Origin of the sequence: Streptomyces sp. NPDC088706 (genome assembly GCF_044752765.1) — a bacterium.
Classification (GTDB): Bacteria; Actinomycetota; Actinomycetes; order Streptomycetales; family Streptomycetaceae; genus Streptomyces.
In genome coordinates, this window is the sequence record NZ_JBIVLW010000010.1 from 12027 (window position 1) to 35193 (window position 23167).

Below are 23167 nucleotides of genomic sequence, written 5' to 3' on the forward strand. Positions count from 1 at the left end.
CGGCCACCGTCGCGGCACCGTAGGCGAGGATCAGGGCCGCAGCTTCACCAGCGCGAGGGCGGGGAAGGGGCGAGGGCGCGCAGGAGGAGCGCGTGCTTCGGTCCGCCGCTACCGGCCCCGGCCCGGGGCGGGGGCACCGGCTGCGGAGTCCGTTCCCATCTCCTCGTCCCCGGGCTCGCGCGCGGAGTCGTCCCCGGACTCTCGTGCGAAGTCGCCCCCGGGCTCGCGCGCGGAGTCGTCCCCGGACTCTCGTGCGAAGTCGTCCTCGGACTCGCGTGCGAAGTCGTCCTCGGACTCTCGTCCGGAGTCGTCCCCGGACGCGTACTCCGACTCGGAGAGGGCGGGGTTCTGCGGACTCCCGCTCGGCGTCCGCTCGCCCTGGAGTACACCGTTCCGGTCCAGGTACGCGCCGATGTCCTCCGCATGGTCGCGGACGTACGCCCACAGTTCCGGCCGTTGCCGCATCCACTCCGGCATGCGCCAGCCGGGGAAGAACATCCCGTGGGTACCGGCCGCCCGCACCCGGTGGCCGAGGCCGGGTCCGATGTGCTCGTTGACCGCCCGGTAGGCGAGGTCGCAGGAGGCGCAGGCCATTTTGTAGCCGCCCAGGTGCAGCGTTCGGGGTGCGGCCGGGTCGCCGGGGTGGTTCTCCCAGTGTTCGACCCACTGGCCCAGGAGGGTCAGTTCACCGTGCTCGGAGCCGTACGATCCGGTCGGTGCGTCCAGGTCGGCCACGTTGAGGATGCGTGGGGACGTCAAGGCTCGCTGTACGAGGTCGAGTTCGGGCGACTCCGGGTGGTAGAGCCGGTACCAGCCGGTGGCCAGGGCCCGTAGCTTCGTGCGGTCCCGCATCTCGCGGGCCATGGCGGGCCGCCGCCGGGCCAGCCATCTCTCGTCGCCCTGCCACTTCCGCCGCTCCGCGGCCAGTTCCCGGCGTTCCCGCTCCGTCGCACCGTTGTCGTCGAGATCCCGCTCCCGCCGGTCCAGCCGCGCCGACCACTGGCGGTGGCTCTCCTCGTCCCGGGTCCACTGTTCCAGCTTCCGCTGCCGTGGTGTCCCTTCCGCCTCCTGGCCGGTGACGAACCACCGCAGCTCCTCCGCCACCAGCTCCGCCTCGGCCCTGGTCAGCGCCTTCGCGCCGGTGTTGCCCGCGATGCCGAGGGAACCGTCCGGCAGCAGGCCTACGGCGATGTGCGGGGTGACCTGCGCGTCGGCGCGGTGGTCGTCCTTGCGCAACACCTCCTTGACCAGGCGGGCCACCCGGTCCAGCATCCGCAGGGTGACCTGGCGGTCCCGTTCCGAGGTGCCGCTGGGGCGCGTCTGCCGGAAGGGGCCGTCGGTGCCGAGGCCGAGTGCCTCGCGCAGTTCCTCGTACTCCTCGGGGCGGAGCCTGCCCTCCTGCTCCGCCTGGTCCAGAGCCTCGGGCACGCCGGTGCCCGCGTGCTCGGTGAACGCGCTGTCGAACGCCACATCCGGGAAGCCGCCCAGGTGTGCGTTGCGTCGTCGGACCACGTCCAGCAGTGCGGGGAAGCGGAGTTGGGGCTCGCTCAGCAGATCGGCCAGCTCTGCCGCGTAGGCGTTCTCGGGGCCGGTCCGTACGGCCGCCTCCTCGGGCTCGGACGCGAGGTCCATGTCCACGTCCGAGTCCGGGGCCGTGTTCGTCCCGGTCTCCGCTCCGGAGAGCGTGTTCAGCTCGTACGCCTCCTCCTCGCCCGGGGACACCGGCGGCTTCGGCACGGGCGCCGGGGTGCGGAGGAGCAGGGGGACGAAGTCACCGCCACGGCGGCGGAGCCGGAGCGTGGGAGCGTCGGCGGTGGGGCCGGCGTAGGTGTGTGCGGTGCCGTTCTCCTCGATCAGGGTGACGGTGGTGCCGGTCGCCGCGGCGGCCCACTCGGCCACCGCGCGGTCGGCGCCGGGGCCCCAGGGGGCCCCGGCGAGGTGGCGGCGCAGGTGGCTCTCGCGGGCGTCCCGGCTCGGCGCGGGGGCGTCCGGCCGGGAGCGGAGGGGCGGGGGCGTGAAGAGCGCTTCGTGCTCCCCCGGGTCGCCGGGCAGGCCGTTCAGGCGCATCAGCTGGGCGGGGGAGGCTCCGGCGCGGGCGCGCAGCCGACCCGCCTCCCGGCGGTCCGGGCCGGGCTGCTCGGCCGCCTGGCGCAGAGCCGTGGAGAGTGCGGCGAAGAACCCGTTGCCCCGGCCGGTGGGGGTCCCCTGGGTGTAGGTGGCGCCGTCGGGTGCGGTGAGGACGCCGTCGCGGTCCAGGCGGTAGCGCGGGCCGGTGGCGTCGGCGGGCGGCAGCCAGGGCGGGATGGCGTGGCTGCGGTGCGCGGGGGGCTGCTGCGCGGGGGGCTGCTGCGCGGGCGGCCTGGCGGTGGTCGCCTTTGTGCCGGTGCCGGTGCCGGTGGTCGTGTCCGTGCCCGTGGTGCCCGGGGTCGTGGTCGTGTCCGTCGTGCCCGTGGTCGTGTCCGTCGTGCCCGTGGTCGTGCTGGTGCCCCCCGCGGTCGTCCCCGGCGGGGCCGGTAGCGGGGTGGCGACCGGCGGCGTGGTGCCGGGCGGGAGCGCGGCGGAGAAGAAGCCGTCCGCGGCGAAGAGCACCGGCCCGCCGACGGCGTCGGCCGTCGCCGGGTCGGCGCCGTGCGGGAGGAAGAGCTGCGGCCGCCCCTCCCCCGTCACCACCGTCACCGGCGTGCCCAGGACCCGGGCCGCGAGCGCGGGCAGCAGGTCCGCGCCGCCGTGGTCGCCCGCACGGCGCTCGGGCGGTGGCGGGTCCCCGGCGGCCGGGTCCGTCTCCGTGGGCTCGGCTGCGAAGGGGCGGAACAGGGCCGCCGTGGCGAGCGCGACCCGTTGCGCCGGGCTCGGCCAGAAGGTCTGCGGGAGGCGGCCGACGGCGTCGAACTCCGCCTGCTGGGCGGCGGTCAGCTCCACCCCTGCGGCGTCGAGTTCGTCCTGTGTGAACGTGTCCGCGGCGTCCAGGGCCAGGCTGTCGAGCAGATCCTCGTTGCCGTTGTCGGCCAGCGCCCAGGCGAGGCGGCGGCGAGCGGTGTCGATGGCCTCGGCCGTGACCGCCGGGTCACCGGGGCCGGCCGCGAACCGGGCGGCGAGGTCCGTGTCGAGCAGGTACGGCAGGCGGCCCCGGTCCTGGGCCGTCGCGAGCAGCGCGTGGAAGAACGAGGCACCGTCGTGCGGCACCTCGTGCACCTCGTGCGTCCTGGCGCCGTCCGGTGAGGTGAGGGTGCGCGGCGCGGAGTCGGTGGCGGCGGTGACCTGGTACGGCTCCGGCGCCTCGGAGCGCCAGTCGGGCGTGGCGTACTCCTGCGGCAGGTCCTTCACCGGCACCGAGGCCGAGCCCTGGTGGTGGGCGGTGAGGCGGGAGGCGGCGAGGTGCAGGCGGTGGTGGTCCGTGGCGGCGGCGTCGGTGCGCTGCTGCCAGCGGCGTACGTCCTCACGGGCCGCCTGCCAGGTGGCGACGGCCGGGGACTGGGCCACGGACCGGGGCGGGACGGTCACCCGGTCGAGGTGGCCGTCCCCGAGCGCGGCCTGTTCCTCCGCGCTCAGGCCGAGCCAGGCCTCCCGGGCCTTCGCCCGGGCGTCGTAGTAGTTCTTCTCGGCGGTGGCGAGGTCGGCCGCCGCCTTGGCCTGGTCGTCCCAGGCCGTGCGGACCTCATCGGGGAACGTGGTGTCGTCCAGGAGGCCGTGGTCGCGGGCGATGTCCTCACGCAGCCAGACCAGGGCGGTGGTCTCGGCCTCGGCGGCGCGCGGGCCGCGGCGGGGCTTGCCCAGGGCCTGCATCGGACGGCTGTCGGTGACCTTGTGGTCGACCTCGGCCACCGCCAGCCAGCTCACCGGCACCGCGAAGAGCATGCTGCGGTCGGTGAGGACCTTGACGTGGGTGCCGAGGGTGGTGTCCGTGGCCGCCTTGAGCGCGGTGGAGTCGTTCGCACCGCCGATCGGGACGGTGGCGCCGGGGTTGGTCACGCCCGCGTTGCTGTTACCCGCCAGCGGCGACGTACTCACCGCTCCCTCGACATTGTCGGTGATGCCCGCCTCCAGCGCGTCGGAGGTCTTGCGCCGCTGCATCGCCTCCATACGCGGCTTGTTCTCCACGGCGAGCAGCCGGGCGCCGCGGCGGTGCATCCTGGCGTAGAGGCGGGAGTCGGCGGTGTGGGACTGGCCCAGGAGGCGGGCGGAGGACTGGGTGGGCAGCGGGGAGCCGTTCGCGCTGAGCGCCTCGCGGAAGCCGGCGGTCAGGCCGACCTGTGCGGTGGCCTCCTGCTGGGCCTGGGCGGGGGCGGTGCCGAGGCCGGTGAGCGGGGTGTGACGGGCCATCCGTACGCGTTCGGCGAGTGACGTGCCCGTGTGCCGCTTGCCGAGGTCCGTGTCACCGGGGAAGCCGTCGGCGCGCGCGGTGGCGAGGGTCAGGGCGTCCCGCACATTGGCCGCGCCGAGGATGTCCACGGCGAGGATGCCGGAACCGATCACGTCGTCGAAGGGGAGGATGTCCGGGTCGGGGGTGGCCGGGGTGGCGTCGGAACCGGTGCCCCGGTCCGTGGTCTCCGTGGTGTCCGTGGTCTCCGTGGTCTCCGTGGTACGCCACCGCGCGATGCCCTCGGGGCGGGCCTGATGGGCCGTCAGCAGCTTTACGGCACGGCCCGGTTCGGGCACGTCCTGCTCGGTGAGCGCGCCGTCGGCGCCGTCGCCGTCCGGCGTGAGCAGGCTCGTCGGAAGGATCTCGTTGAGGCTGCCGACGGGGGCGGTGGCGGTGGGGCCGAGCGGTTCGCCGGTCGCGTCCGTCATGGTGACGGTGAGGGTGTACGTGGTCACGGTCTCGGCGTGCGTCTGGGTGGTGGCGATGTTCGGCATCGCGGTGCTGCCGGTGGTCTCGGTCCGGGTGCTCGACCGCTGCTTGGCGGCGGTGCCCTGGAGCGCCGGGTTGGCGACCAGCACACCGCTGCCCGCCGCGCGCTGGCTTCCGCTGAGCGTCACGTCCCCGCCGCGGTCCTGGGACGTGCCCTCGGCGTCGTCGCGGGCGGTGGTGCGGTAGTCCTCCAGCTCGTAGCCGGTGCGCAGCCGCTCCACGGTGGTCGTGACCGGCGTCAGCGTGAACCGGAGCTGCCCGGGGCTGCCGCCGACCGGCAGGTGGTGCGGGCTGGACCAGGCGCGGTAGCGGACCGGCAGGGTCACCCCGCCGGCCGTCAGCTCGTGCAGATGGGAGCGGAGGAAGTCCGGGGAGAGGCGCTGGAGGACCTGCTCCCGGTCGTGCGAGGGCACGCCGGCCTTCTCCAGCTGCCCCATCAGCTGCTGCGCCGCACGGCTCGCGTCGAGCTGGCCGCTGGGGTGGGAGGGGAAACGGCGGCCGCGCAGGAAGGGGGGCAGCCGGTAGCCGCCGCCGAGGTTGCTCGGCGTGGTGGTGCCCAGGCCGTCCGGGGCGAGCCCGGCTTCGATGGCGTCCTGCATCGGCAGGTGGAACATCACCGCGTCGCGGATGCGCTGGAGCGCTGCGGCGGCCCGGCGCGGGGCGAGGCCGCGCCCGAGCCGCTCGGAGACCCGCCCGGCGGCGGAGCTGATCCCCGCCCCGGCACGGGTGCCGACGGCCCCCATCGCGGCCGTCCAGCGGTCCCGTACCGCGACGGTCTCGGCCGCGTCGGCGACCACCAGGTACATCCGCCCGGCATAGCTGAGGGTGGTGTTGCGCCCCCGGGTGAGGGTCTGCGAGACGCTGCGGCCCTGGCCCCAGGCGTACTGGAGGGCGGTGGAGTAGGCCCCGACCACCGCCTGTTGGCCGGGGGCCTGCTGCAACGGCGTCACGGCGCCCTGGAGACCGAGCGTGGTCCGGGAGACGGTGCCGGAGCTGCCGGCGACGCGGTGCTCGTTGCCGATCGTGGCTTCGAGGCTGCCCGGCTTCGGGTCGCTCCTGACCCGTACGTTGCTCAACTCGCCGCGGACCGCCGCCTTCAGGTAGTGGGTGGCGAGGGGACCGGCACCGGTGAGGCCGGTGATGCGGGAGCCGAACGGGCCCAGGTACTGGCCGAGTTGTCCGGCGATGCTCAGGTTCGCCATCGCCCGGCGCAGAGCGGTGCGCACCGGGGCACCGGGTGCGCTGACGTGCCACGAGGTGCCTGAGGCGCGGTCGGCGGTGTCCTGGACGAGTCGTTGGCGCTGCCGGCCGCCCTCGGTGCTGAGGACCACGTGCGGGGCGCTCAGCAGCTTGTGGACGAGCTGCCGGTCGGAGATGCCGGAGCGGGGCAACGGCCGGGTGCCGTCGAGGAGGTGGTCGGCTTCGGTGGAGGAGAGCGGGCGCGGCGGGGGGGTGGGCGCGGGCGCCGTCGCCGGGCCGGTGGCCGGGGGGTCGGTAGGGGCGTGGTGGTCGGAGCCGTGCGCGGCGGGGACCGCCAGCTCCACCCGGCCCACGGTCTCGCTGCCTCGGCGGAACAGCGGACGCTCCTCGGCCTTGCTGACGAAGACGCCGGCGCCGAGCAGGCCCACCGAGACGAGCCGCGCCCAGCCGCGCGGGCGGCGGTGGCCCTCGAAGGTGGCGCCCAACTCGACCTGGTAGCTGTAGAGATCGGCGCCGTTCTGGAACGTCAGCTGGTCGTGGGCGACCGCGACGGTGTTCCTGGTGGCCTTCGTGCCGGTCTTCGCGTAACGGGCGCCGAGGGCGACGCTGCCCGCCTGGCGGGGCAACCCGACCTCGGGCACCTTGTCGTGGTCGCGCGGCGAGATGCCCAGCTCGACACCGGCGGAAAGGGTGGTGGACGCCTGCTGCCCCTGCCCGGAGACCTCGGTGCCGATCACCGCGTTGCGCAGCGAGCGTTCGCTCAGGGTGGTCTCGAACCGCCGGTCGGTCAGGCGCGCCCGCAGGATCAGCGTGTGGTGGCCGCGTCGCACCTTGCCGTCCTCGGTGAGGGTGACCGGCACCCCGGTGGTTGTCAGGTCGTCCAGACTCTGCGCCAGGCTGGGCCGGTTCAGCGCCTCGCGCACCTGGCGGTCGTTGTGCAGGGCGGTCCGCATCCGCCCGTCCCCGTACCAGAACTTGGCCAGTCGCGGGTGCCGCAGCATCAGCGGCGGGACGAACAGCGACGGGTACGAGCGGTGAAGCGTGTCCAGCACCGTGTCGGCGAAGGCACGCAGGGGGTCCTGGGGGGCGGGCGCAGGGGCGGGCGCGGCGGCGGCAGGGACCGGGGCCGGGGCTGGCTGGGCGGCGGGCGGCTGCCCGTTCCGGTTCTGCTGGTTCTGCTGGTTGTGCTGGTTCTGCCGGTTCTGCCGGTTCTGCCGGTTCTGCCGGTTCTGCCGGTTCTGCTGATTCTGCCGGTTCTGCTGATTCTGCTGGTTCTGCTGGTTCTGCTGGTTCTGCTGGGCGGCCGGCCGCTGGTCCGGCCGGAAGCCCTCGGCGCGGACCTGGCCGCCCAGGTGTACCGGGTCCTCCCGGGTGAGGTACCACGGCACCGGCGGCTCGGCGTCCGGATCGGGGCCCGTCGCTCCGGGCGTACGGCTGTCCCAGCCGGCGAGCCGGCGCGCGTCCTGGGTGGAGATCCAGTCCAGGCTGACCACCCGGACCGGGCGGGCGGCGGAGGCCGGCTGACCGGCCCCCCGCACCATCAGGGTGCGCTCCACCCGGTAGAGCGCGACCGGCTGGTTCCGCAGCCGCCCGGTCACCTTGCGGGCGGCGTCGGTGCCGAGGTGATGGCCGCGCCCGGTGCTGAGGTCCGCGCGGACGAGCGGGCCGCCCTGGAGGCGTACGTCGGTCTCGGGCCCGATGAGGGTGTAGTTCGGCCCGGCGGTGACCTGGACGCCGAGACGGGTGTCACGGACGTGGACGCGCTGGTTCTGGTACGTGGTCTGGGTGAGGTCGCGCACCTCCGCCTTGACGGACTCCGTGACCAGGGTGGCCCGGTGCGGGATCGACCGCTCGACGATCAGGTGGCCCAGCGGGTGCTGCCCGCTGCCCCGGGTCAGCTCGGGTCCGCTGACCGGCCCGGAGAACCGCCCGAACAGGCTGAGCAGCCGCCCCGGCCGCACATAGGAGACCAGCGTGCGGTGTGCCGAACTTCCGGGCCGGGCACCGGAGATGGCGAGCGCCACGTCCTCCGGCGGGTCGGTGAGGTGCAGTGCGGTGGTGTCGGCGATCCGTGGCTCGGCACCGTCCGGGAAGGTGAGCGTCCGCGGCGCCCGCTTCGGCCCCTGGTAGGGCACGGTGAGGTCGTCCGGCAGCCGCCAGCTCAGCCCGTCCCGCATGGCGAACCCGGCGGTGTGCACCGAGGTGCGCTGCCAGCGCGGTGCGGTGGCGGGCCCGGTGCCCGGCCCGGTGCTCTTCGGCGCCTCGGTGATCCGCTCCACGCGCACCCGGTAGTGGACGTCGTCCAGGTGCAGGTGCGACCCCTCCCAGGCCCGGTACTCGGTCTGGTGGTAGGCGGCGGTGCCCAGGGTGTAGTCGGTCCTGCGGGTCCAGCCCAGAGAGACACCGATCTTCAGCATCCAGGTGAGCGGCGGTCCCATGCCCAGCGCGGCGGCGACCCGGCGTCCGACGCCGACACTGCGCCCGCCGCCCGTACCGGCCTGGCCGCGCCGCATGGTGTCCAGCCGCACGGTGGCACCGCCGACTTCGGAGAAACGCTCCCAGCGGTGGTACGGAACGGCCTCGACGACCATCTCGTGGCCGACCCCGGACTTCTCCCGGCCCACGAGACGGGCTCCGCGCGGGGCGGTGAAGGCGCCGGGCTGATCGGCCAGCAGGCGCAGCAGCTCCGCCTCGTCGAACTGACCGCGCAGCTTCTTCGGCAGGTGGTCGAAGACCTCCTTGGCCACCTGCTCGGGCGAGCGCAGGGTGAGGACGCCCAGCCCGTTGAGGAGGCCGGTCTTCGGCGTCCCGCCGGTCCGGGCGCCCGTCCCATCGCCGTCGTTGCCCGGGTCGCCGTCCGGGTCGCCGTCCGGGTCGCCGTCCGGGTCGGCGTCCGGGCTGAGGAGGACCGCGGGCAGCCGGCTGCCGTCGTCGAAGGTGACGGTACGCGGTGCCGGGCCCGGCGGCCGGGCGTCCTCGCCGGTCAACAGCCGCGCCGGGCGGTGCCGTTCGAGCTGCGTCTCCAGCGGTACGGGGTCCCCACGGTCCGGGGTCTCCTCCCCAGGACCGTCCAGGTCGGTGATCCCGCCCATGCTCCGCAGCCACTCCCCGAATGCATCGGCACCGACCGGGTCCCGGGTCGCCGGGACGGAGGAAGGAGTGGGGGCGGGGGCCGGCTGGGCCGTGGCCGGGACCAGGGCGTCGTAGTGGTCGGTGCCGTTGTAGGCCAGGTGCAGGGTGCCGCTCCGGCCGCCCGGGTTGAGGGGGGTGACGAAGGTGCTCCCCGGCGCCGGCGGGTCGGCCTGGACGAGCCGCAGGTCGAGGTCGAGGGTGTGCGCCACCGCCTGCGGGAGTACGTCGGCGAAGGGGGAGGCCCACAGCGCGGGCAGCTCGGCCGCGGCGACGATCAGCCCCTCGGTGCCGAGCCGCCTGGCGTCGGCGGGGGTGGGCGCCACATCGGCGAGGCGCGGGTAACCGCTGTCCCGGAGCATCCGCCGCCACCGGCGGGCATCGCCGTCAGTGACGACCGCTTGGGCGATCCGGTCCCAGCGCCGGCCGATCCGGCTCTGCGCGCCCGGGTCCCATACCCCGGCGAGGGCGGTCATCCGCAGGTCGTCGACGACGGCGAGCACCGGGTCCGGGGTGGCCTCGGCGGCCGTGGCGAGCAGTTCGGAGCCGGTGAGCCGGTCGCGCAGCAGCTCGCGGAGCCGGGCGACGTCCCGGGCGGCCCACGCGGGTGGCACGGGCCGGCTGCGCGCGCTGTCGAGCAGCGCCCGGAAGAGGCAGTTCCCGCCGCCCGGGGTGCGCAGCCGGTGGAAGGCCAGCCCGTCCGCCCGCACGGCGTCGGCGAGTCCCGCCGCCCCGGGGGTCTTGCTGAACAGGGTCAGGTCTTCGGCGAGACTCTCCGGTCGACTCGGTGCGGGCGCCAGGTCAGGCCTGCGGCGGGCGAGTTCGGCGGTGTCCTCGGGGCTCAGGGCCAGGTCGGAGAGGGGCAGCGGGGTGTCGGAGAGGGACCAGGTGATCCGCGCGGCGGGCGCGTAGGCGAGACCGCGTACGTCCTGCGGCGAGACCAGGGTCCCGGGCGGCAGCGCGGGGGGTGGCGGAGGCAGCAGGGCGTCGAGGGTGGTGCCGGGCCCGGCGGCGGCCCGCAGCTCGGCTGCCGCGCGCAGGAAGGTCCGGTACTCCTCGGGGGTGGGGTCAGCCGCAACATCCCCGGTCCCGGTGGCGGTGTCGGTGTCGGTGTTGGTACCGGGGGGACCTGCCGGGGCGGTGCCGGCCGTGGCACCTGTCGCGCCGCGCCGGTCGATGACCATCCGGCGCAGCAGGTCCGGGGTCATCCGGCCGTCCCCGTAACGGGCCGCCGTGTGCTGGCTGAGCCAGCGCAGGCCGTCCACGTACGCGAGTCCGGCCAGCAACTCGCCATTCTCGGGCTGCTGTTCGGCGTCGGTGCCGAGGACATCGCGCAGCGTACGGATCTGCTGGAGGGTACGCGCCCGGGCGAAGGCGTCGGCCGGGTCCGGGCCCGCGTGGAGGCCCGCCTCGCGTGCCAGCGCGTCCAGTTCGGCGCCGCCGGGCTCCGGGGTGAACAGACGCCACCGCCCCGGCCCGTCGGGGCCTTCGGTGAGCACCGCGCGTACGTTGCCGTCCCGGTCCTTGGCCGTGCCCGCCTCGGTGGTCGGCGCGTACACCTGGCGCCCGGTCCGGTTGGCCACGTGCTGGGCCACGGGCAGTCCCGCGATCTTCGGCTGCTGGCCCGTCTCGCAGGAGAACAGCACCAGCGGCCGGCCCTCATCCCCGTCCTGCGCCCAGGACTTGAGCACCTCGCCGAGCTGCACACCGCTGACCTTGACGGTGGGATGCGCGGCGTCGTCCGTGCCGAGCGTGACGGTACGGGGGGTGCCGTGGCCCGCGAAGTAGTCGGCGCCCCGCCCGTTCCCGGAACCGGGGAGCGGGGCCGGCGGGCCGGTGAACACCGTACGGGGGGCGGGGGTTTCGACGGTTCCCGGAGCCGGAGCCTGCTCGGAGGAGGTGGTGCGCACACCGCGGAAGGTGTCCTGGCCGAGCAGCGCCCGGCGCCCCGCGCTCCGGGTCGTACCGTCCTCGGCCGGGCCCTGCGAGATGGTCAACGTCCGGACGGCGACACCGGGTTGTTGCTGCACCGCCGCGTCCGGGACCCAGCGGCGCAGTTGGGTGAAGGGCACCGTGTCACCGCTGAGCGTCGTGACGGACGGCTGGGCCGTGGGAGACGGGGTGGTTCCGTGCCCGTCGGTGGTGCTCGTGGTGCCCGTGTCGCCGTCCCGCCCCGACTCCAGGTGCTGGTCGGAGGCGGTCTCGCCTTGCGAGGGGTGCGGCCGACCCGTGTCCAGGGCTCCGTTGCGGACCAGGGACTCGACCATCTGCTCCACCGAACGGCCGCCCTGGAACAGGCTGTACATGTCGTCGGGCACGACGGGGCGCAGCCCCTGCTCCAGAAGGAGCTTCGGCAACAGGATCTGGACGTTGGACCGGAGGTTGCCGTCCTGGAACGGGTGGACCACGTGCAGGGCCCGGATCGTGCGGACGATGGAGGCGAGCTTGGCCGCGTCGTCGGCGTCGGGGTCAACGACGCGCGCGTAGTGCTGCTGGAACAGCGTGTCGACCAGGCCGGGCGCGGCGTTCTTGCCGTAGTTGGTCGCCAGCGAGGGGTTGTTGTGCATGAACCGGGTCAGGATGGTGACCGGCCGGGGCTTGGGCAACGGCGTGGACCAGTCGCGGACGGTCGTGTCGTAGACCAGCAGCTGGTCACCGATGCGCTCGTCGAAGATGTCGTCGGCGAGCTCGTCACCCCGTAGCGGGAACTGGGTGGCCCCGCCGCCGGACCAGCCGATCGTCCGGCCGAGGTGGCCGGTGGCCAGGCCGTGCATGGTCCGGTACGAGGACGAGTCCATCGGTGCCGCGACGGTCCCGGGGTCACCCAGGAACTGGGTGTAGGCGGCGACCATGCCCTGCTGGAACCCCGGCGAGCGGTCGTGGTCGTAGTAGGAGCCGGGGTCGTCCGGGAAGGCGGCCTGGGCGGCGTCGTGGTTCTTGGGGTCGATGTAGAAGGTCCACCACCGGTCCTCCGGCAGGAAGTCCCGCAACGTGGGCGGCTGTTGCGGGTGCTCCGGGTCCGGGGGCCGCACGACGATCCGGCCGGGCGGGGGCGCTGCGGCCGAAGGGGTGGCGTTGCCGTCGCCGCGGCCCGACTCCAGATGCAGTTCGGTGGCCGTCTCGGCCCACGGCCGGGAGTCGACGGCCAACTTGGAGGCGGCGGGAACGTCGGCGGTGGTGGTCGTGGGGGCCGAGGAGGCCGGGAAGACCGCCGGCTTGCTGTCGGGGGCGGCTTCGGGGTCGGTGATGGCGGCGGCCGGCTCGGCGGCCGGGCCGGAAGCGGAGCCGGTGGTGATCACCGTCGGCTTGACGTCCATGCCGGCAGCGGAGCCGGTGGCGGCGGCCGGCTCGGCGGCCGGGCCGGAAGCGGAGCCGGTGGTGATCAGCGCCGGCTGCTTGACATCCGGGCCGGGCGCGGGGTCCGTGGTGGTGGCCGTCGGCGTGACGTCCGGGCCGGACGTGTCGCCGGTCACGGGGGCCGGCTCACCCGAGACCACCTTCACGGAGGAAGGGCCGGTGTCGCGCTGCCCGGCCCCGGAGTGGCGGGGCGCGTTCTCATTGACCGGCGCGGCGGGCGATGAGGTCGTGGAGGTGGCGGGCGGTGAGGTGGTCGCAGCGGCCGGCGGTGAGGTGGTCGAGGGAACGGGTGGTGAGGTGGTCGAGGGAACGGGTGGTGAGGTGGTCGCAACGGCCGACGGTGAGGGGGTTGAGGGAGCGGGCGGTGAGGTGGTCGAGGTAGCCGACGGTGACGTGGTCGAGGCAGCCGTCGGTGACGTGGTCGCAGCGGTCGGCGGTGGCGCGGCCGGCATGACGGGCGGTACGCCGAGGGCGTCGGCGAGCGGCAGCAGCACGTTCGCTCCGGGGAACGCCGTGTTCGCGCCCGCGTCCGGTGTCACGGCGAGCTCGGGGCCGGCGAGCGGACGGACCCGTACCGGCTCACCGGGGCCCTCGCGGGTCAGTTCGACCGCCTCGCGCACCGGCTGCCCCGTCGCGTCGGAGCCGGCCGACGGGCCGAGCACCACGGCCCGGTCGGCCCCGGCACCGTCCAGCAGCTCGGCCGCCTGTGGCGAGGCCGTGACCGGTGGCGGAAGCTCCGAGACGACGATGGTGAGTGGGGGCACACCGGTGCCGGGGCCGTCGGCCACCGCCGGGGGGCCGGCTGCCAGCTGCACCGTCGTGCCGAGGCTCTCCAGGGCCCGGCGCACCGCATCGGCGTCTACCTGGCCCGCCGGGCTGTTCCCGGTGGGCACCACCCGTATCTCGGGCAGCTGGGACAGCTGGGCGTGCAGCCCGTCACGTACGCCGATCTCGGCGGGGCCCGGCGGCTGCGAACCCCGGAGAGCGGCGAGGTCCCGCAGCGCCTGCTCCCGCACCTCGGCCGGCCCCTGGTGTACCTGCTGCCACAGCGCGTTCTCGGCGGAGGTCACGGGCAGCGGCCCCGGAGTGTACGGCGGCGGGTCGGCCGAGAAGTAGGACGGCGGGTCCTGCGACACGGAGGGCGGCGGGTCCTGCGACAGGAAAGGCGGCGGCGCCTGGCCGCCGGAGAGGTCGCCCCGGCCCGTGGTCTGCGGCACGACCGGCGGAATCGAGGAGAGACCGGGACCCGGACCGGGACCGTCACCCCCGGCGGTGTCCGTGCGCGGGGAATCCTCGGTGCGATCAGATCCGTCGCCGGAACCGCGCGTACCGGAGTCGCCGCCGGAGCCGGTCGGCGGAGGCTGCTCGCGCAGCTTGTCGATGGCGTGGCGCAGCTCCGCGCCGCTGTTCAGCGCGGTGTCGGAGAGCGTGGACTCGACCTGGCTGCTGATGCCCGCGCCGACGAAGGTGGACCAGCTGGTGGACCAGTCCCCGTCGAAGGCCCCCTTGATCAGGATCTCCGCGAGCGCCTCGCCGGAGCCGGCGGCGAGGAAGTCGGCCGTTCCCTTGAGTCCGTAGTGCCCGGCCAGCGCGCCCGGCCGGTCGGAGTTGTGGCGCAGGATCTGGTTGTTCCGCCACAGCTCGGGGTTGTTCCGGAAGGAGAGCGGGCCGTCCCGGAAGGTGACGGGCGGCGGGTTGGGCGAGGGCGTGGGGCCGTTGCCGTTCGGGGTGGGGTCGGGGCGGTCCTTCGGGACGGTGTCGCCGTCGGGGCCGGGCCGGGGGTTGGGCGTGGGGCCGTTGTTCTTGAGGTCGATGTCCGGGGTGTCCCGGAGGTTGGGGTTCTTGAAGTCGAGGTCCGGGCCGTTCTTCAGGAAGTTGTTGTCGAAGCTCCTGACGATGTCCTTGGCGAACTTGTCGAAGACGCTCGTGAAGAAGCCCGCCGCCGCCCCGAACGCGGCCGCCTTGCCGATGTCGCTCCAGTCGATCCCGTCGGGGCGGCGGCCGTCCGGGGCGAAGTTCATCATCGCCAGCCGCACAGCGAAGGTGGTGAACGCCTCGGCGAACGCCTCGGTCAGCGAGGGGGCCAGATGCAGCCGCTGGAGCAGATGGCTGAGGGTGGTGAGGATGAAGAAGCGGCTGCGCAGCTTGGCCATCATGATCTGGCTGGCCGAGGCACCCCCGGTGAAGAAGGACATCGCCAGGTAGATGGCGATCTCGATGAGCAGCCGGATGATCTCGGCGATGACCTGCCACTTGGACTCCATGATGTCCATGGAGGTCTTGCGGCGGCCCTCGGCGATCTTGTCGAGCTGCTCGGCGAAGTCGCGCAGGTAGTTCTTGCCGCCGTCGTCGATGAGCATGCCCATCGCCTTGGCGTACGACGAGGCGAGGTCGTCCGGCATGGACTCGCCGATGTCGTGGATCGACTTGTCGATCAGCGAGGACAGCCGTTCCAGCTTGCGCCCGAGGCCGGAGTAGGGCCGACGGCTCTCGAAGGCGAGGTCCTCGTCGGCGTTCATGAGCTTCTCCCCGGTGAGGATGAAGATCATGGCGTTGACCTCGGGCGATACCTGGATGCTCACCTGCGGCCGCCACGGGGGGTGCGCGGGCAGGACGCAGCGGCCGCCCCCGGTTCCGTACGGGAGCGGCCCGCGCTGCGCGGGTCAGCGGCGGCCATGCCCGCCCGGGCCGTCGAATCCATCGGTTTCGAGGCGGCTGTTGCCGTGCTCGATCTCGTCGATGTTGCGGTCACGGGTGTCCTTCATCATGCGGACGTTGCCGATGGTGGCGTCGGTGATGCCCACCAGCGCGTCGCGGATGGACAGCATGGTGTCCTTGGTGGTCTGCCGCTCCTTCTGCTCCTGCGGTGTGGCCTTCTCCGAGAACTCGCTGTCGGTGCCGGGCCAGCTGACGGTGGGCGCGAGCTCGTCGAGGAACTCCTCGGTCATGGACCGGGTGAGCGTGCCGATCTCCTCCAGCTGCCGGGCCAGGGCCTCGATGCGCTGCGGGTCGACGTAGTACCGCTGTCCCATCCGTCAGTCCTCTCCCTCGTCGCCGAGCGCGTCCCGCCAGGCAGGGGTGGCCGGGCCGGACCGCGCAGAGTCCTCGTCGTCCTCCCGCAGCACCTCGGGGCCGAAGATGCGCTCCCAGTCCAGCTCGAAGCCCTTCAGTTCCGGCACGTTGCTGCTGGGCTCGGCGAAGGGGGCCATCGCCTTCATCACATGCCGGTTCATCTTCAGCCGCGCCGCGCTCGCCGCCTCCAGGACGCCGGCGGCCAGCTCCTGCGGGGACATGTCGCGGTACCTGTTCTCCAGGAACTCGATCCCGGTCAGCTCACCCTGCGGGCCCGCGGTGGCCCGCACCGCGCGGTCTGAGGAGAGCGCCGAGAACGACGCCGTCCGCAGTTCGCGCTCGGTGCGCGCGACCGCCTCCTGGGCGGCCTGCAGTTCGGCCATGGCCTTCTCCAGGCGCTTCTCCAGCGGTTCCGTCACGCCCGCTCCCCTCCTTCTGCCTCGGTCTTCCCGTACGTACGGACGCGTCGGCGGCCATCACGTCCGGTCTGCGCGTCCTGTGAGTGGGCGCGGAACTGAGCGCCCGTCACCTGCCGATGACGGCCGGGGTACCGCCCTCCTCGGTACCCCACACGTCCGCGTCCTCCTCAAGGTAGTCGGCGGAGGTCATGGGCCTGCGTCCCTCCTCCTGCTCCTCCTCGGGGGCGTCACCGCCGGTGGTCGTCACCCGGGAGGCCGGGGTCAGGAAGGTGTCGCTGTCCTCCTGACGGTTCCAGGGGCTGCGCCTGCGGCGGTTGCGGCGTTCGCTCTCCTCCGCCGCGTCGACCAGGACGGCACGCACGCGCTCGCCGTTGCCCTTCTCGCCGCCCGCGCCCATACCGCCCATGCCGCCGCCCATCGGCATACCGGGGCTGCCCGGTGTGCCCGGGGCGCCGGGTGCCCCCGGACCGCTGCCGCCGGGGCCGGGGGTCGCCGCGTCCTTCGTGGCGCTGTCGGAGAGCGGGGCGACCTGGCCGAGCGTCTCCGAGGACGGGATGCCCGAGCCGGGGAGGCCGCCGCCGGACGGTCCCGCGCCGGCCTGGGCCGCGAGCCCGAGGTCGGAGAAGGAGACGTCCCGGGTGGTGGTCCCGTCGCCTCCCCCTCCTCCCCCGCCGCCGACTCCTGCGAGGGCGTCGAGATCGAGGTCGCGGCCGGCGTCGAGGCCGTCGAGGCCCCGGTTCCCGTTGAGGTCGTCGAGGCCGTCGAGGTCCCGGTTCCCGTCGAGGCCGTCGAGGTCCCGGTTCCCGTTGAGGTCGCCGAGGCTGCCCAGGTCGCGGTTGTGGCCAAGGTCCCGCAGGTTGTCGAGGAAGTCCGGCCTGCCGTCGGCGCCGCGCGAGTTGAGATCGTCGAGGTCGACCGTCTCGGTCCTGCCCTGCGGGTCGGTGACGGTGGCGATGCCCGTGTCCGGGTCGATGGAATGGCGGGAGCCGTCGGGGAAGGAGTTGACCAGCCGGCCGTTGTCCAGGCGGGTGGTCGAGCCGTCCGGGTTGGTCACCTCGGCCCCGTGCCGGAGGTCGGTGGTGACGCCGGTGCCGTCCGGCCCGGTGCTGGTGAGCAGCCCGCTGTCCGGGTCGAAGACGGCCTTGCCGCCGTCCGGGAACGTGGTGACGAAGTCGCCGTCCTCCAGCTCGGTCGAACCACCCGTCGGCGTCTCCAGACCGGATCCTGCGGTGTTGAGGTTCCCGAGGCGGCCCAGGTCGTCGACGGTCTCCCGGTCGCCCAGGTCACCGGGCGATTCGGTGGGCAGGTCGGCGCCGATGTTGCCGAGGTCGCCCAGGTCCCCGATCCCGTCGCGGCCGTTCAGGTTCCCGAGGCTGCCGAGGTTCTCGGTGGTGGTCGTGCCGTCGGGGGCGGTGGAGACCGCCTGCCCGGTGGCCGGGTCGACGACCTGCGTCGTGCCGTCCGGGAACGTCGTCGTCAGCTTGCCGTCGTCGCCGAGCGAGGTGACCGAGCCGTCCGGATTGGTCACCCGGGCGCCGTCACCCAGGTCCTGCGTGGTGACACTGCCGTCCGGGTGGGTGGTGGTGAGGACCCCGCTGTCCGGGTCGAAGGAGGTGCTGCTGCCGTCCGGGAAGCCGGTGGTGAGCTGATTCCCGTCGAGCTGGGTGGTACCGCCGGTCGGGGTGTCGAGGGAGGCGCCCGGGCCGTCGTTGATGTTACCGAGGTTGCCCAGGTTCTGGGTGATCGCGTCGTTGGCCGCGTCGGTGGAGTTCTTCGCGTTGCCGGGTCCGCCGTTGATCCCGCCGAAGTTGCCGAGGTTCTGGCTCACGGGGAGCGGGCCGCCGCCGGGATTGTTCACGTCACCGAGGCCGCCGAGGTTCTCCGTTACCGCGTTGCTCACGTCGTCGAGGCTCGGGCTGTTCCCGCCGCCGGGGCCGGGCGAGTTGATGCCGCCGAGGTCACCGAGGCTCTCGGTCACCGGGATGTCCTGCTTGAGGTTCAGCAGATCGTCGAGGTCGCCGAGGTTCTCACCCCCGCCGCCGGGCCCGTTGATGTTGCCGAGGCTCTCCTCCATCTGCTTGGCCTGCTCCTCGGCCTCCCGCTTGGCCTCCTCCTGCTCGCGCCGCTGCTCCTCGCGCAACTCGTCCTGGTACTCACGGTCCTCGTCACGCTGCTGGTTCTGCTCCTCGCGCAGCTCGTCCTGGAGGCGCTTGTCCTCCTCGCGCTGCTGGTTCTGCTCCTCGCGCAGCTCGTCCTGGAGCTTCTTGTCCTCCTCGCGCTGGAGGCGCTGCTCCTCACGCAGTTCGTCCTGGAGCTTCTTGTCCTCCTCACGCTGGAGGCGCTGCTCCTCGCGCAGCTCGTCCTGGAGCTTCTTGTCCTCCTCACGCTGGAGGCGCTGCTCCTCGCGCAGCTCGTCCTGGTACCGGCGGTTCTCCTCGTTCTCCTTGTTGATCTGCTCCTTCTCCTCCTCCAGCTTCTTCTTCTCGTACTCCTCGCCGGCCGTGCTGGTCGACTTGGGCTCGGGTACGTTCTCGGAGAAGTCCTTGGAGAGCGAGAGGAACTGGTTGTTGAGCCTCGACTGCACCTCGCGGGCGGGCTCCACGAGCATGTCGTCCACAGCCCGGCTCCAGATGTCCACCGCCTTGTCGCCGACCTTCGCCCAGTTGGCGATGTCGGTGAGGTCTCCGTAGTCGGGGTGCACCTGGGAGAAGCCGTCCCGCGGGCTGTGGCTGACGGTCGTGGCATAGCGGGTGGTGTACGACTTGATGTCCGTCTTGGCCACGTTCTCCGCGTCCACCCATTGGGCGAGGTCGTCCAGGACGTAGCGCAGCACCCGGTGCGGGTCGTAGTAGTCGGACTGGGCCCAGGTCAGCCAGTGGCCCAGCAGGTCCTTGGCGGCTTGCTCCAGGTGGGAGCGGCCCAGGGAGAGCGCGCGGGAGTAGACGGTGCTGCCGGTGCCGGTGTTGTCACCGGTGCCCGCCGTGTTGTCGAAGGTCTCCACGTAACTGTCGTAGTTCTCGCGGATCTTCTTGATGAGGCCGCGGAAGACATCCGCCGCCTCGCCCTTCCAGCTCGCGTCCTCCCGGCCGAAGCGGTCCTCCCAGTCCTTCAGCAGCGGTGCGTGGTCCTTGAAGAACTTGGCCGCGTAGTCGAAGGAGTGGCCCGCGTTGTCGAAGGAGTCCAGGTCGACGACGTCGGACTCCTTGGCGACCAGACCGCTGAAGTGGCCGTCGCCGCTGTTTCCCTTCAGCAGGGCCAGAAGCGCTGCCCGTGGCCCGTTCATGTACTGGGCCAGCGGGATGGTGCTGAACTTGTCCTTGTTGTAGTCCGTGAACTCGTTGCCCTCGCGGACGGACACGTTCTCGACGTCGGTGGAGTCGGTGCCGTCGAAGATGATCTCGTCGCCGGCCTTCACACGTCCTTCGAAGACGATCCGGGCCTGCATGATGGAGCGCTTCTTTCCGCTGTCGAAGAACCAGATGTCGTAGTCCTGGCCCTTGTTCCGCAGGAAGCCGGAGTCCTTGACGAGGAGGCCGAGGCTGCGCTCCTTGATGTCCATCCGGAAGAGCTTGCCGCCGTGGTCGGAGCGGAGCGTGTCGAAGATCTTGCCACGCTCGGGCACGGGATAGCCGGTGATGTGCGTGACGAGCTGGGCCCAGTTGTCGGCGGATGCCGCGTCCCTGTTCTCGTACTCGTCGACGTTTCCCACGGATGATTCGTCGTACCGGTCGGCCACCGCGCGCCCTTTCTCGTCTCTCGCCGTCCACCCCGGTGCGCGGGGGCGGCTACTTCTCTTCCGTGCCCGAGGAGCCGCTGGTGAGCGTGTCGACCTCTTCGAAGGTCTGGAGCAGCGTCTGGGCGTCGATCGCGTCCAGGTTCTTGTTCTTGGTCTTGTTGGCCTCTTCGATGGTGTCGGTGAGGGCTTCCTTGAGTTCCTTGAAGAGTTCCATCTGGTCGCCGAGCAGCTTGTCGACGGAGGTGGCGACGGCCTTCACGCTCTCGACCAGCGTCGGACCGGAGACCAGCTTCTGCGTGTTCATCAGTCCGAGGCGCAGGAGCTGCCGGTCCTGGTCGAGGTTGTCGGCCGTGGTGTAGCCGCCGATCAGCTCGCCGAGGGGGCGGATGCGGCTCTCGCCCTCGCCCTCGCCCTCCTCCTTGTGCTTCTTGGCCTTGGTGTAGACCGGGTGCACCTCGTTGTCGCGGAAGTTCTCCATCTGCTTGAGGTCGAAATGCTTGACGTCGGCTTGCTCACCGGCCATGGGACGTCCTCCTGCGATCGGACCCGGACGGGGTCACTGGGACGGAGCTGCGGGAAGCCGGGGTCCGCCGCCCCGTGTACGGCAGGGAGGCGGACCCCGGACGGCGGGCTAACGGGCCCGCACACCGCCCCAGTTGTCGGCGCTCCTGCGCTCGTCCCGGGAGTGGTTGTCGTGGATGCTCTGGACCAGATCGCCGCTGTCGCCGAGGAGCAGGGCCATGTTCTTGGTCGCCTGGTCCCACTCGGCCTGGACCCCGCGGTACATCGCCTGGTCGTCACCCTCCCAGGAGGTGATGAGCGGCTTGAGCTCGTCCTCCAGGTTGTTGAGGGTGGTGATGATCTGCTGGGTCTGCTGCTTCAGCTCCTCGATCGCGTTGCGGACCGTGGAGTACTGCACATCGATGATGCCGTCGGCCATGACATCTCCTCTCGGGTGGCCGGGCGCCTGGGCCCGGGAGTGCTCACAGGTTCCGGCCTCCGGACGAGGGGCCGGGTCCGCCGGGGACGGGTCAGCGCAGTGCCTCGAAGACGCCCTGGCTGGTCTTGCTGTTGAGCACCTCGGTCAGGTCCTGGTTCTCCTTCGCCAGCCGGTCGGCCGACGTCACGTTCTCCTGGAGCGCGTCGACCATCTTGCTGATCTGGACGACGACCTTCTGCGCCTCGCCGTTCCAGCTGCGGAACAGCTTCAGCAGGGCCTGGCCCTCGTCACCGCCCACGCCCGAACGCGCGGCGATCTCGGCGACGTTGTTCTGGATCTTCTCGACCGCGGCCCGGGCCGACTCCAGGGAGGAGACCCCTCCCAAGCCCTTGGCATAGTCCGCCCGCCTCTGGCCACTGTCCGCCATGTCGCGCTCCCTTCGTTGAGTCATGTCTCGTCGCATCGCTGCCCGCTGAGGCTAAGGAGAACTCACCGTCCGGCGCAACGTATGTCGGGAAGATTTGAGCATAGGTCAGCTCGGCAAAATCCTTGCATGCCAGCGGAGTTGTCCGGAGGTTTCCGGGAAATGAACGCACCCCCGGCCCCGACCGGCCAGAACTTGGGATACGGACGGGAAACGGGCAGCCGGGGAATCCGAACGGTCACCGGGATCGCCCACTGTCTGAGCTTTTTCTGAGGTTCCCCGAACTCGGTGGACGCCGAATCTCCTCCCTTCGACGCCGAATCCCTCTCCTTCGACGCCGCATCCCCTCCTGTCGGCGCCGAGTCATGTACGACGTTCTCGCTCCCCGCCCCTTTCCCTTTCTTCGGCACCGTATGGGGTGTTTGCCTGGATCACGGCCGGGAGTCAACTGTGTCGCCCTTGCCGGAAACGCACTTCGGGGCGGTGACCCTGGGCTCCGCGCCACCGGACGCGGCGGCCGGGTCCAGGTCCGCGCCGGTCGGCAGGGCGGCGAGCAGCGGCGCGGGGACCGAGCCGATGTCCCCCTGGCCGTACCCGAGCGCGCCCAGGGACTCCTTGGCCGGGACCCGGTACTTCACGCCGTTCTCCGCCACCAGATACGTGGTCCCGGCGTGCGCCGCGCCACTCGCGTGCAGGGCCCTGACCAAAGCACCGCGCCCGGGCCGTACCACCGTGGCATCCGTCCGGGCGCAGGCCGGGACCAGCGGCTGGGCGGTTCCCCGTGACACCGCGACGGGGGCGAGAGCGGTCAGCGGGACCAGCACCGACCCGATCCGGGCGCCGCCGTTGCCGCCGTCCACCTGCGCGCAGAGCGCGGTGCCGCGCGGCGCGGACTGTGGGATCGGCGGCGTACGGGGCAGCTCGGCGGCCGCGGGTCCGGCGGCGGCCGTCTCCTTCGCGCGGTGCGTACGCAGGGCGTCGGCGCCGACCGGTCGGGCTTCGGGCGAGCGTCCCTGATAGGCGTCCTTCTGGGTGGCCGGGTCGCCCAGCACCAGGGCCGCCTCGAGCCGGGACAGCGGTACCAGGCCGTCCTTGCGCAGCAGGTGGTAGGTGCTGCCGCCGCCGACCACGCTGACCTCGAACAGCTCGCCGATCCTGCTCGGTTCGCCGCCGATCTCCGGGCCCCTGCCCCCGCGCCCCGGGACGGCGGGCGGCTTGACGGCGGGGCCGGGGGCCAGGGCGTCGAGGAAGGCCGCCGAGACCCCCATCGCCCGCTCGGAGCCGTAACCGAGGGCGTTTCGGGCGTCGGAGTCGGGGTCCAGTGCGAGCCGGCTGCCCCGCCACACCAGGTACTCGGTGCGGTCCGGTCCGCTCACGAGCACCCCGCGGTCGGCACCGACGCCCCGGGTGTCCAGCGGCGCCCCGGCGACCACGGTGGTGGCCCCCGGCTCGTCCACGCCGGCGTCCGCGACGGCCCCCGAGGTGCTGGGCAGCGCGCCGTCCGGTCCGGTGACGCACATGTGCCAGGCACCGGAGTCGAGTTGGCCGGGGCCGGGCAGGGTGTCGGGGGCGCCGGGGATACCGGCCGGGGTCCCCACGGGGACGTCCCGCAGCGAGGCGGTGGAGACATCCACGGCCTTCAGGTCCGGGCCGCCGATCAGCCGCGCCGAGGCGTAGTTGCGCACCGGGTGGAGTACGCCGTCGGTGCCGGTCCACAGGTAGCGGGCGCCGGTGTCGCGGTTGACCACCAGGTGCTCGCCCTTGCGCCAGGTGTCGTTGCCGCCGGGGCGCAGCAGCCCGTAGACGGTGGCGCCCGCCCCGATCAGGACGGTTACCAGCAGGCCGAAGACCACGCCCCGGGTCGTGCGGCCCAGCGGGCTCTCCGGGGCGTCCGGGTCGGCCGTCAGCAGGCCCGAGCTGAGCCTGCCCATCATGAAACCGTGGGCCTGGACCTGGTCGCGTTTGGACTGCACAGCCTCTCCTCAACTCATGTGCGATGGACCGGCGTACGGGGGTGCCCGGCTCCGGTGCGATGGACCGG

The 23167-nt window shown here is 72.9% G+C and carries 8 protein-coding genes; all 8 read right to left on the bottom strand.

The window, feature by feature from the left end; translation table 11 throughout:
- Nucleotides 1-108: 108 nt before the first annotated feature.
- The gene (locus ACIQAK_RS22060) at nucleotides 109-15084 is read right to left on the bottom strand and encodes a hypothetical protein (protein ID WP_401848793.1); all 14976 of its coding nucleotides are present in this window, start codon (nucleotides 15082-15084) and stop codon (nucleotides 109-111) included.
- 114 nt (nucleotides 15085-15198) lie between these two features.
- Nucleotides 15199-15567 (bottom strand): hypothetical protein, encoded by a 369-nt coding sequence (locus ACIQAK_RS22065; RefSeq protein WP_366390606.1) that lies wholly within the window; start codon nucleotides 15565-15567, stop codon nucleotides 15199-15201.
- A gap of 3 nt (nucleotides 15568-15570) precedes the next feature.
- Nucleotides 15571-16026 carry a YbaB/EbfC family nucleoid-associated protein gene (locus ACIQAK_RS22070; RefSeq protein ID WP_366390607.1) on the bottom strand — a complete coding sequence of 152 codons (456 nt, stop codon included), beginning with the start codon at nucleotides 16024-16026 and terminating at the stop codon, nucleotides 15571-15573.
- Between the two features lie 106 nt (nucleotides 16027-16132).
- Nucleotides 16133-19762, bottom strand: coding sequence for an AAWKG family protein (locus tag ACIQAK_RS22075; RefSeq protein WP_366390608.1), 3630 nt, complete (start codon nucleotides 19760-19762; stop codon nucleotides 16133-16135).
- Nucleotides 19763-19811: 49 nt separating this feature from the next.
- Nucleotides 19812-20285: a type VII secretion system-associated protein gene (locus ACIQAK_RS22080; protein WP_366390609.1), complete on the bottom strand. Its 474-nt coding sequence runs from the start codon at nucleotides 20283-20285 to the stop codon at nucleotides 19812-19814.
- Between the two features lie 108 nt (nucleotides 20286-20393).
- Nucleotides 20394-20702, bottom strand: a complete 309-nt coding sequence (locus ACIQAK_RS22085; RefSeq protein ID WP_109163159.1) for a WXG100 family type VII secretion target — start codon at nucleotides 20700-20702, stop codon at nucleotides 20394-20396.
- A 91-nt stretch (nucleotides 20703-20793) separates the two neighbouring features.
- Nucleotides 20794-21129: a hypothetical protein gene (locus ACIQAK_RS22090; protein ID WP_003970669.1), complete on the bottom strand. Its 336-nt coding sequence runs from the start codon at nucleotides 21127-21129 to the stop codon at nucleotides 20794-20796.
- 428 nt (nucleotides 21130-21557) lie between these two features.
- Nucleotides 21558-23099 carry a type VII secretion protein EccB gene (eccB, locus tag ACIQAK_RS22095; protein ID WP_366390610.1) on the bottom strand — a complete coding sequence of 514 codons (1542 nt, stop codon included), beginning with the start codon at nucleotides 23097-23099 and terminating at the stop codon, nucleotides 21558-21560.
- Nucleotides 23100-23167 lie beyond the last annotated feature (68 nt).

What these genes read in the sequence shown, in the direction of transcription:
- ACIQAK_RS22065 (WP_366390606.1), bottom strand. Translation starts at nt 15,567, where the DNA reads ATGGGACAGCGGTACTACGTCGACCCGCAGCGCATCGAGGCCCTGGCC.
- ACIQAK_RS22090 (WP_003970669.1), bottom strand. Translation starts at nt 21,129, where the DNA reads ATGGCGGACAGTGGCCAGAGGCGGGCGGACTATGCCAAGGGCTTGGGA.
- ACIQAK_RS22080 (WP_366390609.1), bottom strand. Translation starts at nt 20,285, where the DNA reads ATGGCCGGTGAGCAAGCCGACGTCAAGCATTTCGACCTCAAGCAGATG.
- ACIQAK_RS22060 (WP_401848793.1), bottom strand. Translation starts at nt 15,084, where the DNA reads ATGATCTTCATCCTCACCGGGGAGAAGCTCATGAACGCCGACGAGGAC.
- ACIQAK_RS22085 (WP_109163159.1), bottom strand. Translation starts at nt 20,702, where the DNA reads ATGGCCGACGGCATCATCGATGTGCAGTACTCCACGGTCCGCAACGCG.